Genomic DNA, 11,995 nt, shown 5'->3' with positions numbered 1-11,995 from the left:
GGACCTCCGAGACATGGTTCTGGCCATCTTTTTTGCCTTGTTGCTCGAGCAGCTGCGGCCGCTGGAGGGGCCACGCAGCATCGCGCGCAGTTTGCGGCACCTGATGGTGGTGCTGCGGCGCAGCCTCGACGCCGGTGCCGGCTGGCAGGCCGCCTTGCTGTGGGCGCTGGTGGCGGCAGGGCCGGCGTTGCTGTCCTGGCTGGTGTACGCGCTGCTGCTGGCTTGGCTGGGCTGGTTCGCTGCCTTCGTGTGGACGGTGGGCGTGCTGGCGGCCACATTGGGCTTTCGCTCCTTCAGCCTGCATTTCACGCGCATCCGCAATGCCCTGAGCATGGGGGACGAGGGGCAGGCCGCTGCTGCGCTGCTGGAATGGCAGCAACTGCTGCGGCCCGGCCAGCCGGCCGCGCCATGGATGCTGCGCCGCTTGAGGGGCGAGGCGCTGGTGGCGCAGACCATCAAGGTCTCGTTGCTGTACATGCACCGCCACGTGTTCGGTGTGTTTGCGGCATTTGGCCTGCTCGCCCCGCTGGGCCTGGGGCCGGCCGGTGCGGTGCTGCTGCGCTGCGCCGAGTATGCCTATCGCCAGTGGTCGGAGACCTATCCAGGCCGGGCCGCGGAAGCGCGCGCCAGCCCCGCCCTCAACCGCCTGGCGCGCCAGGCCTGGGCGGTGGTCGATGCCGTGCCGGTGCGTTGCTCGGCCCTGGTGTTTGCTGCTGTCGGACGTTTCGAGGAGGCCCTGGGTGCCTGGCGCGCCCACCGTGCCAGCAGTCCCGACGATGCCGAAGGTGCACTGCTCGGCGCGGCGGTGGCGGCCATGGGCTTGCCGCGCGCTGCGTTCGAGTGGCCGGGCCTGGGTGCACTGGGCGCGTTGGGGGCATTGGTGCGCCTGAGTGCCACCGAGCGCATCGACGACGCGCTGGACGACAGCGAGGCGAAGGATGTGCTAGACGTGCAGGCCCTGCACGATCTGGCGACGCTGATCTGGCGGGCGCTGCTGCTGTGGGGCGGGCTGCTCACCATGGTGCTGCTGCTGTCGGCCGTGCTGTGATTTTTGCGCTGGGCGTGGCGGGTTCAGACCGATAATCGCGCTTGCCGCAGACCCCGGCAAGCCAATGCATCGCACGCGCCGGGCAAAGCCGGGCAACCAGCTGCGGCATTTGCCTTTCCTTTCCAAAGAGGACCTTGAACGCGATGACGACCTTCTGGAGCGATGGCCTGGATGTGCTCGAGCCCTATGTGCCGGGCGAGCAACCGCGCATGGCCAATCTGGTCAAGCTCAACACCAACGAGAACCCGTATGGCCCATCGCCACAGGCGCTGGCGGCCATTGCCGAGGCCAGTGTGCATGGCCTGCAACTCTATCCGGACCCGCAGTCGCAGGCCTTGCGCCAGGCCATCGCCAGCCACCATGCGGCGCACGGCCTTACGTCCGAGCAGCTGTTCCTCGGCAACGGCTCGGACGAGGTGCTGGCGCACGCCTTTCGGGCTTTCTTCCAGCGCGGCGGCGCGCCGCTGCTGATGCCCGACATCAGCTACAGCTTCTACAAGGTCTATTGCAACCTGTTCGGCATACAGGCACAGCTGGTGCCGCTACGCCAGGACTGGCAGGTGGGGGTGGACGACTACCTGGCGCTGCCGGCGCGCTCGGTGGCTGGCGTGGTGATCGCCAATCCGAATGCACCCACCGGTATTGCGCTGCCGCTGGCGCAGGTCGAGCGGCTGCTGCAACACTTCAGTGAGCAGGTGGTGCTGGTCGACGAGGCTTACGTGGACTTCGGCGGCGACAGCGCGCTGGCGCTGCTGCAGCGCCATCCCAACCTGCTGGTGGTGCACACGCTGTCGAAGTCGCGTTCGCTGGCCGGGCTGCGGGTGGGCTTTGCGGCCGGTCACCCGCAACTGATCGAGGCGCTCACGCGCGTCAAGGACAGCTTCAACTCCTACCCGCTGGGGCGCCTGGCACAGGCCGGTGCCAAGGCGGCCTACGAGGATGTGGCGTACTTCCGGGACACCACGGCGCGCATCATCGCCACGCGCGAGGCGCTGGTGGCCGGGCTGCAGCAGCGCGGCTTCGAGGTGTTGCCATCGGCGGCCAACTTCGTGTTTGCGCGCCATGCCGAGCGGGCCGGTGCGGAGATCTTCCGGGGCCTGCGCGAGCGGGCCGTGCTGGTGCGGCATTTCGGCAGCAACCCGCGCATCCGTGACTTTTTGCGCATCACGGTGGGGACCGAGGCGCAGAACCAGGCGCTGTTCGGCGCATTGGATGCCTTGCTGGGCTGAGCCCTGGATTGCCGGTTCGCCGGATGGCCGGATCACTCAATCGCTTATCGATGGACGGCGCTGCGCTGGCTACTGGGCCGCAGCGCTGCCGTCAGATGAAGCGCGCCAGCAGCCGACGCGAGGCCTTGGGCAGCCGTGCGATATCCGGAATCTGGTATTGCAGGCTGTTCTTGTCGGTGATGCGCAGCGCTTGACCCTCGGCGCCGAGCCGGCGGATGTCGTCCTCGCTCTGCAGCACCAGTTGCGTGGGGCCATGGTCGGTCTCGACGCTCCAGGTGCTGGGCGTGGCAAAGCTGCTGACGGCATGGATGACGGTGATGGTGGGCACGAATTCACGCAGCGCCAGGCTGGTCTCGATGGCCTGGCGGCACGGTGCGGGCAGGGCATCGAGCTGCGGAATGTAGGCGCGCTCGCGCCCCTGCGCGTCGACCAGCGAGATGTGCCGGCGCGGCGCGCTCAGCACGAAGGCGGCCACCGGCTGGATGGGTATGGGCGTGCCGCAGGCATCGCGCCAGGTGAGCTGGCCATGGCTGTTGTAGCCGATCTGCTGCGGCGGGCAGCTCGCGTCCAGCATGGCGACATGCTCGGGCATGAACTGCTTGTCGACATCGCGTGCGGCAGGGGGTGGGAGCTTGGGGGTCATGTGGATTCCTCCTCGGCATGCGCAAGCACCGCTGTGCCTGCCTGCGGCCGATTCTCACTGCCATTGTCGCCATGGGACGGCGGGGCGGCGGCTGCCTCATCCTGACCATCGGTCTTGCGCTGCTGCGCCTGGTAGAGGCGCCAGTAGGCGCCGCGCTTGTCCAGCAGCTCCTGATGACCGCCAACTTCGACGATCTCGCCGCGGTCCATTACCACCAGGCGATTGGCCTTGCGCAGCGTCGAGAGGCGGTGCGCCACGGCGATCGTGGTGCGGCCCTGGACCAGGTTGTCCAGCGCCTTCTGGATTTCCTTCTCGGTCTCGGTGTCGACGGCTGAGGTCGCCTCGTCCATGATGAGGATGCGTGGGTCGATCAGCAGCGCGCGGGCGATGCTGATGCGCTGGCGCTCGCCGCCCGAAAGGCTCTGGCCGCGCTCGCCCACCAGCGAGTCGTAGCCCTGCGGCAGGCGCAGGATGAAGTCGTGCGCATGGGCGGCTCGTGCGGCGGCGATGATCTGCTCGCGCGTGGCATCGGGGCGGCCGTAGGCGATGTTCTCGGCCACGGTGCCGAAGAACAGGAAGGGTTCCTGCAGCACCAGGCCGATGTGGCGGTGGTAGTCGGCCACGCCGATCTGGCGGATGTCCACGCCGTCGCACAGGATGGCGCCTTCGCTGGCGTCATGGAAGCGGCAGATCAGGTTGACCAGCGTGGACTTTCCCGAGCCACTGTGGCCGACCAGACCGATCATCTCGCCGGGCTGGATGTCCAGGTTGACGCCGCGCAGCACGCTGCGGCTGCCGTAGCGAAAGCCCAGGTTGCGCAGCGAGATGCGGCCATGCACGTCGTTCATCGGCACCGGCCGGGCCGGTTCGGGCACGGTGGAGACCTGGTCGAGGATGTCGAAGATGCGCTTGGCGCCGGCGGCGGCGCGCTGGGTGCTGTTGACGATGCGGCTCATGGCATCCAGGCGCGTGTAGAAGCGCCCGATGTAGGCGATGAAGGCCGTGAGCACGCCGACGGTGATGTTGTTGTCCGCCACAAGCCAGATGCCGAAGGCCCACACCACCAGGGTGCCGACCTCGGTCAGCAGCGAAACGCTCGGCGAGAACAGGGCCCAGGTGCGATTGACGCGGTCGTTGGCCTGGAAGTTGTTCTGGTTGGCATCGCCAAAGCGCTGCTGTTCGCGCGACTCCTGCGCGAAGGCCTTGACCACGCGCACGCCAGGGATGGCATCGGCCAGCACGTTGGTGACCTGTGACCATACGCGGGCGGCGCGCTCGAAGCCGATCTTCAGGCGGGCGCGCACGCGCTGGATCAGGAACAGGATGAAGGGCAGCGGCACCAGCGCTGCCATGGCCAGCGTCGGGTCGATCGAGATCAGGATGGCCGCGGTCATGGCGATCATGATCACGTCGGTGGCGAAGTCCAGCGCGTTGACCGAAAGGAAGGTGTTGATCTTCTCGGTCTCCGAGCCGATGCGGGCGATCAGGTCGCCGGTGCGGCGCCGGCCGAAATAGTCCAGCGACAGGCCCATCAGGTGGTTGAAGGTGGTGGTGCGCAGATCCATGCCGATGCGCTCGGAGACCAGCGATAGTACGTAGGTTCGGCTCCAGCCCAGCACCCAGGCCACCAGCGCCGAGAGCAGCAAGAGGCCCAGGTAGTGGCGCACCAGCCCCATGTCGACAGGCTGGCCGGCCTGGCTCGGGATCAGGATGTCATCCATCAGCGGGATGGTCAGGTAGGGCGGCACCAGGGTCGCGGCCGTCGAGGCGAGCGTGAGGACGAAGCCCAGCAGCACCAGCCACTTGTAGGGCCGGGCAAAGCGCGTCAGGCGCAGCAGCACGCGGCTGGAGACGGGGGCCTCCAGCTCCTTTTCGGAGCAGGCCTGGCAGTGCGAGTCATCGAGCGGCAGCGCCGCGCCGCAGACCGCGCAGGTGCTCATGTCCTGCACGCGGATGGCGCTTTGCGGATCTTGCTGGAAATGTGCCCGGAAGCATTCGACCAAGCGTTGCGCCTGGATGCTGCCCTGCTGTGTCAGGTGCCAGACTGCCAGCCGTGCATCGGCGTCGTGCAGGCTCAGCGTCACCAGGCCGGCATGCTCGGCAAAGCGGATTTCGTGGCGATGGTCGAGCGGGGTGCGCAGCCAGCCGTCCGCGCCTTGCTGCCAGGCGTACAAGGCCTCGGTGCCGAGCACCAGGCGGCCGGGCAGGAAATGCAGATCGCTGTCCAGGTCAACCGCCAGTGCGCACAGCACGTTTTCACCGGGATGCAGCGGCAGTGGCGGCCAGGGGGCGGTCGATGGGCCATCCGGTCCGTTCTTGCCTGGCTGCAAGGGCTCGTCGCCGGGCGGGTGTTGTTGGTGTTGGGGGAGTCTGGATGTCATGTCGGAGAAGTTGCCATATGCCCGCATTCTGCCGCTGGTTGGTGCCGCTGGCGGCCATCATGGGCCGGATCGGCAGGCAGATGCCGCACAAGGCGCACCCCAGTCCCAACGCGCCACGGCCGCTTTCTGTTGACCACATGCCGAAGCACTCCCCTCTGGCGGCGTCCGGCATGGCCGACGCACCACCGCGGACGTGACAGAATCCCGTACCGTTTCAGGCTCCCGGCAGCGCTGCGGAGAGCCATGGCCCACAGGCCAGGAGCGGAACTTTCCATTCATTGCTTTGCCTTTATGCCCACATTCAACGACATCGCCCTGTTGCGCGTGAATTACCTGCGCGGCCCCAGCATCTGGACCTACCGCGAGGTGCTGGAGGTCTGGCTGGACCTGGGCGAGCTGGAGGAATACCCCTCCAACCGGATTCCCGGTTTTGCCGAGCGCCTCAAGGCCTGGCTGCCGGATCTGATCGAACACCACTGTGGCGTGGGCGAGCGTGGTGGCTTTCTGATGCGCCTGGACGAGGGCACCTGGTGCGGCCACATCCTCGAGCACATCATCATCGAGTTGCTGAACCTCGCGGGCATGCCCACCGCCTTCGGGCAGACGCGCAGCACCTCCAGGCACGGCGTCTACCGCATGGTGTTCCGCGCCAAGGACGAGCAGGTCGCCCGTGCCGCGCTGGTGCAGGGCCACCGTCTCATCATGGCGGCCATTAACGACCAGCCTTTTGACGTGGCGCAGGCGGTTGCGGCGATCCGCAAGGTCATCGAGGAGCGCTACCTCGGCCCGAGCACGGCCGCCATCGTCGATGCCGCGTTCGAGCGGCGCATCCCCGCCATGCGCCTCAACGATGGCAACCTGGTGCAGCTGGGCTATGGCTCGGCGCAAAAGCGCATCTGGACCACCGAGACCGCCAACACCGGCGCGATTGCCGAGGGCATTGCCAGTGACAAGGATCTGACCAAGTCGCTGATCCAGCTCTGCGGCGTGCCGGTGCCGGAGTGGCAGGTCGCCGGCAGCCCCGGCGAGGCCTGGGAGGCTGCACAGGACATTGGCCTTCCGGTGGTTGTCAAGCCATCGGATTCCTCGCGCAACCGTGGCGTGTTCGTCAACCTGAGCAGCCAGGCCGAGGTCGAGGCGGCGTGGGCGGCGGCCGAGCCGCATGGCTACGAGGTGATGGTCGAGCGCATGGTGCCAGGCAACGAACACCGCCTGCTGGTGGTGGGCGGGCAGGTGGTGGCGGCGGCGCGCAGTGAATCGCTGCAGGTCACTGGCGACGGCCTGCACAGCGTGGCCGAGCTGGTGGAGAGCCAGATCAACCAGGACCCGCGCCGCCAGGCGCCAGCCGCCAGCGTCGGTGGTGAAGCTGACACCGGTTTCCGGCTCGGCCGCATCGATGTGCATGGAACCGATGTGCTGCACGAGTTGCGTCGCCAGGACCTCGCGCCCGAGAGCGTGCCGCCCAGCGGCAAGCTGGTGCTGATCCAGCGCAGCAGCAACCTGGTGATCGACTGCACCGACGAGGTCCATCCCGAGACTGCCGAGGCCGCCGCGCTGGCCGCCAAGGTGGTGGGGCTGGACATCGCCGGCGTGGACGTGATGGCCGAGGACATTGCCAGGCCGCTTGGCGAGCAGGGCGGGGCGGTGATCGAGGTCAATGCCGGTCCGGGCCTGCTGATGCATCTCAAGCCCGCCGTGGGCTCGCCCCAGCCGGTCGGCCAGGCCATCGTCGAATACCTGTTTCCGGCGCCTGCTGCGCAGGATGGCGCCGACCTCTCGGGCCGCATCCCCATCATCGGCATCGCCGGCCGGCACGGCACCACCGGCATCGCCAGGCTGGTGGGCTGGCTGCTGCACCTCTCGGGCCGCCACACCGGGGTGGCCTGCCGCCAGGGCATCTTCCTGGAAAAACGCCTGGTGGACCGGCGCGAGAGCGACAACTGGGAGGCCGGCAATCGCCTGCTGATGAACCAGCAGATCCAGGTGGCGGTGATCGAGAACGGGCCGCGCAGCATCCTGCAGGACGGCCTGGCCTATGACCGCTGCCACATCGGCCTGGTCACCGACATGGATGGCTGCGAGCGCCTGGGCGAATACGACATCCAGCAGCGCGAGCAGATGACGCGGGTGCTGCGCACCCAGGTCGATGTGGTGTTGCCCAGCGGGCTGGCGATTCTCAACGCCGACGATGCGCAGGTGGCCGAGCTCTGCGGCCTGAGCGATGGCAGCGTGATTTTCTATGCCAGCAGCGCCGCGCCTTTCGAGGCCTGGCAGGAACTGCAGCCGCCCGATGGCGACAGTCGCACCCATGTTCGCTGGGTGGTGGCGCGCGGCGACAGCGTCGAGCTGTGGACCGAGCGCGACAGCAGCACGCTGGCCGACTGGCCCGGCCTGTGCATGCAGGCGGCCGAGCAGGACCTGCAGCCGGACCAGTTGCTGGCGGCCATCGCCGCCGGCTGGGCCATGGAGATCGCGCCCGAGCTGGTGGTGGCCGGCATCCGCACTTTCAGTCAGGCATTGCCCGGCCTGGGCGCTGTCGTGGCCTCCACCGCCGCATTTTCCGCAGCCGCAGCTGCACATTGAGGCATGGAAGCGGGCCAGTCCCAAAAAGCCCGGCCCCGCTTTGCAACGACGACCGTATTCAAGAGTCCGATCACCATGGAAATCATCCGCATCCGCGCCTTGCGCGGCCCCAATCTCTGGACCCGCAAGACCGCCATGCTGGCGCTCGTGCAGTGCATGCCGCAGGAATGCGACATCAGCCACCTGCCGGGCTTCGTCGCGCAGTTGCGCCAGTCCTTCGCGGCCATCGGCACGCCGGGCAGCGAAGCAGGCGGTGCCGCCACGCTGGCGCACGTGCTGCAGTTTGCTGCCCTGGTGCTGCAGCAGGAGGCTGGCGCCAAGGTTGATTTTTCGCGCACCGTGGCGACCCGTGAGCCGGGCCTCTACCAGGTGCTGGTCGAATATGGCGAGGAGGCGGTAGGCCGCCAGGCCCTGCAGCAGGCAGAAAACCTGATTCGCGCCACGCTGGCGGGCCAGCCCTTTGGCGCGGCCGCGGCGATTGCGGCACTGCGCGAACTCGACGAGCATGAGCGCCTGGGACCGAGCACCGGGGCCATCGTGCAGGCCGCGGCGGCCCGCGGCATCCCCTGCCGGCGCCTCACACGCGGCTCGCTGGTGCAGTTCGGCTGGGGCTCGCGCCAGCGCCGCATCCAGGCCGCCGAGGTCGATGCCACCAGCACCGTGGCCGAATCGATCGCGCAGGACAAGCAGCTCACCCGCAAACTGCTGCAGGCCGCCGGCGTGCCGGTGCCGCTGGGCCGGCCGGTGGCCTCGCCCGAGGACGCCTGGGTGGCGGCACAGGAGGTGGGCCTGCCGGTGGTGGCCAAGCCGCAGGACGGCAACCAGGGCAAAGGTGTCACCGTCAACATCCAGAGCCGCGAGGAACTGGACCGCGCCTACCAGGCCGCAGCCCGCTACGGCACGGTGATGGTGGAGAAATACCTGCCCGGCCAGGACTACCGTCTGTTGGTGGTCGGTGACCGTCTGGCCGCCGCGGCCCGGCGCGAGCCGCCGCAGGTCATCGGTGACGGCCAGCACAGCGTGCGCGAACTGGTCGAGCTGGTCAATCTCGATCCGCGCCGCAGCGACGGCCATGCCACCTCGCTCACGCGCATCCGGCTCGACGATATCGCGTTGGGCCAACTGCAACTGCAGGGCCTCTCGCCCGAGGCCGTGCCGGCCGAGGGTCAGAAGGTGGTGCTGCGCCACAACGCCAACCTGAGCACCGGTGGCTCGGCCACCGACGTGACCGAGACCGTGCATCCGGCCGTGGCGGCCAGCGCGATTGCCGCTGCCCAGATGGTGGGGCTGGACATCTGCGGCGTCGACGTGGTGTGCGAGAGCGTCGAGAGGCCCCTGGAGGAGCAGGCCGGCGGCGTGGTCGAGGTCAACGCCGCGCCGGGCTTGCGCATGCACCTGGCGCCGTCCTATGGACAGCCGCGCCCGATCGGCAAATACGTGGTGGACATGCTGTTCGAGAGGGGCAACGATGGCCGCATTCCGATCGTCAGCGTCACCGGCACCAATGGCAAGACCACCACTTCGCGCCTGCTGGCGCACATGCTGATTGCCCACGGTCTCGTCACCGGCATGACCAATACGGATGGCATCTACATCAACGGCAAGTTGATCGAGAGCGGCGACTGCAGCGGCCCGCGCAGCGCCCGCAACGTGCTGTTCCATCCGGAGGTGGATGCGGCGGTGCTGGAGGTCGCGCGCGGCGGCATCCTGCGCGAAGGGCTGGGCTTCGACCAGAGCCAGGTGGCGGTGGTCACCAACATCGGCGCGGGCGATCACCTTGGCCTCAATCACATCCACACCGCAGAAGAACTGGCGCAGGTCAAGGGCGTGACGGTGCGCAACGTCTCGCCGCGCGGCTATGCAGTGCTCAACGCCGAAGACCCGCTGGTGGCCGCCATGGCCAGCACCACGCCGGGGCAGGTCATCTACTTTGCGCTGGACAAGCACCACCCCGTGCTGGCGGCGCACCGCTCCCAGGGCCGCCGCAGCGTCTATGTCGAAGGCGATGCCATCGTCGCCAGCGAAGGCTCGTGGCGCGACAGCATCGCGCTGGCCGAGATTCCGGTGACCCAGGGTGGCCGCGTGGCCTTCCAGGTGCAGAACGTCATGGCGGCCGTCGCCGCCGCCTGGGGCCTGGGCCTGCCGACCGAGACTATTCGCCGGGGCCTGGCCAGCTTCTCGGCCAGCGCCGACAATGCGCCTGGCCGCTTCAACACCCTGCAGATCCGTGGCGCCACCGTGGTGGCCGACTACGGGCACAACCCGGACGCCATGCGCGCGTTGGTGCAAGTGGTCGAAGCCACGCCGGCGGGCAAGCGCGTGCTGGTCATCAGTGGCGCCGGTGACCGGCGCGACGAAGACATTCGCGCGCAGACGGCGATTCTCGCACCCGCCTTCGACGAGGCCATCCTCTACCAGGACGCCTGCCAGCGCGGCCGCGCCGATGGCGAGGTGCTCGCGCTGCTGCGCCAGGGCTTCGAAGGCGCCGATGCGGCCACGCGGCGCGTGCGGCGCATCGACGAGGTGCATGGAGAGATCGCCGCGATCGACCAGGCCATCGCCCGCCTGCAGCCGGGTGATTTCTGCCTGGTGCTGATCGACCAGGTCGAGTTGGCGCTGGAGCACCTGCAGCAACTGGCGCGGCAGCATTGATGCGGCCCGTGACCAGCCGGTGAGCGGCCGGGCTCCGGAGCCGATGCAGCCGATGCATTCGCGCCGGCTGTCGGATGACCGAACGTTGTCATCACTGTTCTGATAGAGTGCGGCTCGTGCGTGAATCGCACTCAGCGGCGTCGGCGGCACCGGGACCTGGATGATTGAGACAGACCCTGGCCGTGCGGCGCCTTTTTTCGTGGTCTCCCTCCTATGTCCTCCTCATCCTCTTCGACCTCTCCCGCGCCGGCCATGCCGCCCCGCGACGAACATCTGCGCGCCTGGCTTGGCGTGATCGTGCTGGCCCTGGCGGCCTTCATTTTCAACACCACCGAGTTCGTGCCGGTGGGGTTGCTCAGCGACATTGGCCAGACCTTTGCGATGCCGACCGAACATGTCGGCCTGATGATCACCATCTATGCCTGGGTGGTGGCGCTGATGTCTTTGCCGCTGATGCTGGCCACCCGCGCGATGGAGCGGCGCAGGCTGCTGGCCGGGGTGTTCCTGCTGTTCATCGTCAGCCATGGTGTGGCCGCGGCGGCACCCAATTTCACCATTCTGGTGCTCGGGCGCATCGGCATTGCGTTCGCGCATGCGATCTTCTGGTCGATCACGGCCTCGCTGGCGGTGCGTATCGCTCCACATGGCAGGAAAGGCAAGGCACTGGGATTGCTGGCAACCGGCACCTCCATCGCCATGGTGCTGGGCATCCCTCTCGGGCGGGTGGTCGGCGAGGTGCTGGGCTGGCGCATGACCTTCCTGGCCATCGGCGTGGTGGCCGCGCTGGTGCTTGTTTGCCTGATGCGGCTGCTGCCTCTGCTGCCCAGTCATAACAGTGGTTCGATCGCCAGCCTGCCGCTGCTGGTGCGTCGCCCTGCGCTGGTGAGCCTGTATGTGCTGACGGTGCTGGTGGTGACCGCCCATTTCACCGCATACAGCTACATCGAGCCCTTCGTGCAGGGCGTTGCCAACATGAGCAGCCATGTCACCACCGTGGTGCTGCTGTTCTTCGGCGGTGCGGGCATGCTCGGCAGCGTGCTGTTCGGCTGGAAGGGGCAGGCAAAGCCCTCGGTCTTCTTGGTCGGCTCGATCGGCCTGGTGATGGTCTGTCTGTGGTTGCTGCTGCCCATGTCCCGGCACGAGGTGTCGCTGCTGGGGCTGTCGGTGGTCTGGGGTGCGGCCATCCTGGCATTCGGGCTGGCCATGCAGGCGCGGGTACTGGGACTGGCCAGCGATGCCACGGACGTGGCCATGGCGCTTTTCTCTGGCATCTACAACATCGGCATCGGTGCGGGAGCGCTGTTGGGCAACCAGGTCAGCGTGCACCTGGGCATGCAGTATGTGGGCGTGATCGGCGGCGTGCTCGGCACGGTGGGGCTGCTCTGGTGCGTGTTTGCACTGTGGCATTACCGCAGCGGCTTTGCGCAGGGCCGCCTGCAGGACGGGGACTGACTCTTTC

General features: G+C 68.0%; 7 protein-coding genes. 5 read left to right on the top strand and 2 right to left on the bottom strand.

Annotation, left to right across the window (positions count from 1 at the left end):
* Nucleotides 1–13: 13 nt before the first annotated feature.
* A complete protein-coding gene (locus EV687_RS04910) occupies nt 14–1,048 on the top strand; it encodes a CobD/CbiB family protein (RefSeq protein WP_122226704.1) in 1,035 nt (344 codons plus the stop codon).
* 143 nt (nt 1,049–1,191) lie between these two features.
* A complete protein-coding gene (hisC, locus tag EV687_RS04905) occupies nt 1,192–2,277 on the top strand; it encodes a histidinol-phosphate transaminase (RefSeq protein WP_122226703.1) in 1,086 nt (361 codons plus the stop codon).
* A 91-nt stretch (nt 2,278–2,368) separates the two neighbouring features.
* On the opposite strand, the gene EV687_RS04900 is transcribed toward hisC, so the two are convergent.
* Nucleotides 2,369–2,920, bottom strand: coding sequence for a cyanophycin metabolism-associated DUF1854 family protein (locus EV687_RS04900; protein WP_242612469.1), 552 nt, complete (start codon nt 2,918–2,920; stop codon nt 2,369–2,371).
* On the bottom strand, nt 2,917–5,301 hold the full coding sequence (locus tag EV687_RS04895) for a cyanophycin metabolism-associated ABC transporter (protein ID WP_122227220.1): 2,385 nt from the start codon (nt 5,299–5,301) through the stop codon (nt 2,917–2,919). The genes EV687_RS04900 and EV687_RS04895 overlap by 4 nt, the downstream gene beginning before the upstream one ends.
* A gap of 291 nt (nt 5,302–5,592) precedes the next feature.
* On the opposite strand from EV687_RS04895, the gene EV687_RS04890 reads away from it, so the two are divergent.
* The 3 genes from EV687_RS04890 to EV687_RS04880 all read left to right on the top strand — a co-directional run bounded on the left by EV687_RS04890 (nt 5,593) and on the right by EV687_RS04880 (nt 11,988).
* Nucleotides 5,593–7,884 carry a cyanophycin synthetase gene (locus EV687_RS04890; protein WP_122226702.1) on the top strand — a complete coding sequence of 764 codons (2,292 nt, stop codon included), beginning with the start codon at nt 5,593–5,595 and terminating at the stop codon, nt 7,882–7,884.
* Between the two features lie 75 nt (nt 7,885–7,959).
* The gene (cphA, locus tag EV687_RS04885; protein WP_122226701.1) at nt 7,960–10,536 is read left to right on the top strand and encodes a cyanophycin synthetase; all 2,577 of its coding nucleotides are present in this window, start codon (nt 7,960–7,962) and stop codon (nt 10,534–10,536) included.
* Nucleotides 10,537–10,749: 213 nt separating this feature from the next.
* Entirely contained in the window at nt 10,750–11,988 is a 1,239-nt protein-coding gene (locus EV687_RS04880) for a sugar transporter (protein ID WP_162846552.1), read from the top strand.
* Nucleotides 11,989–11,995: the final 7 nt, after the last annotated feature.

Origin of the sequence: Corticibacter populi (assembly GCF_004217315.1) — a bacterium.
In the GTDB taxonomy this organism is placed as follows: Bacteria; Pseudomonadota; Gammaproteobacteria; order Burkholderiales; family Burkholderiaceae_C; genus Lampropedia; species Lampropedia populi.
This window is presented reverse-complemented; position numbering and strand designations above follow the sequence as displayed.

Bases quoted from the DNA above. Each gene is read 5' to 3' on its own strand.
- EV687_RS04910 (WP_122226704.1), top strand. From the start codon at position 14: ATGGTTCTGGCCATCTTTTTTGCCTTGTTGCTCGAGCAGCTGCGGCCG.
- hisC (WP_122226703.1), top strand. From the start codon at position 1,192: ATGACGACCTTCTGGAGCGATGGCCTGGATGTGCTCGAGCCCTATGTG.
- EV687_RS04900 (WP_242612469.1), bottom strand. From the start codon at position 2,920: ATGACCCCCAAGCTCCCACCCCCTGCCGCACGCGATGTCGACAAGCAG.
- EV687_RS04895 (WP_122227220.1), bottom strand. From the start codon at position 5,301: ATGACATCCAGACTCCCCCAACACCAACAACACCCGCCCGGCGACGAG.
- EV687_RS04890 (WP_122226702.1), top strand. From the start codon at position 5,593: ATGCCCACATTCAACGACATCGCCCTGTTGCGCGTGAATTACCTGCGC.
- cphA (WP_122226701.1), top strand. From the start codon at position 7,960: ATGGAAATCATCCGCATCCGCGCCTTGCGCGGCCCCAATCTCTGGACC.
- EV687_RS04880 (WP_162846552.1), top strand. From the start codon at position 10,750: ATGTCCTCCTCATCCTCTTCGACCTCTCCCGCGCCGGCCATGCCGCCC.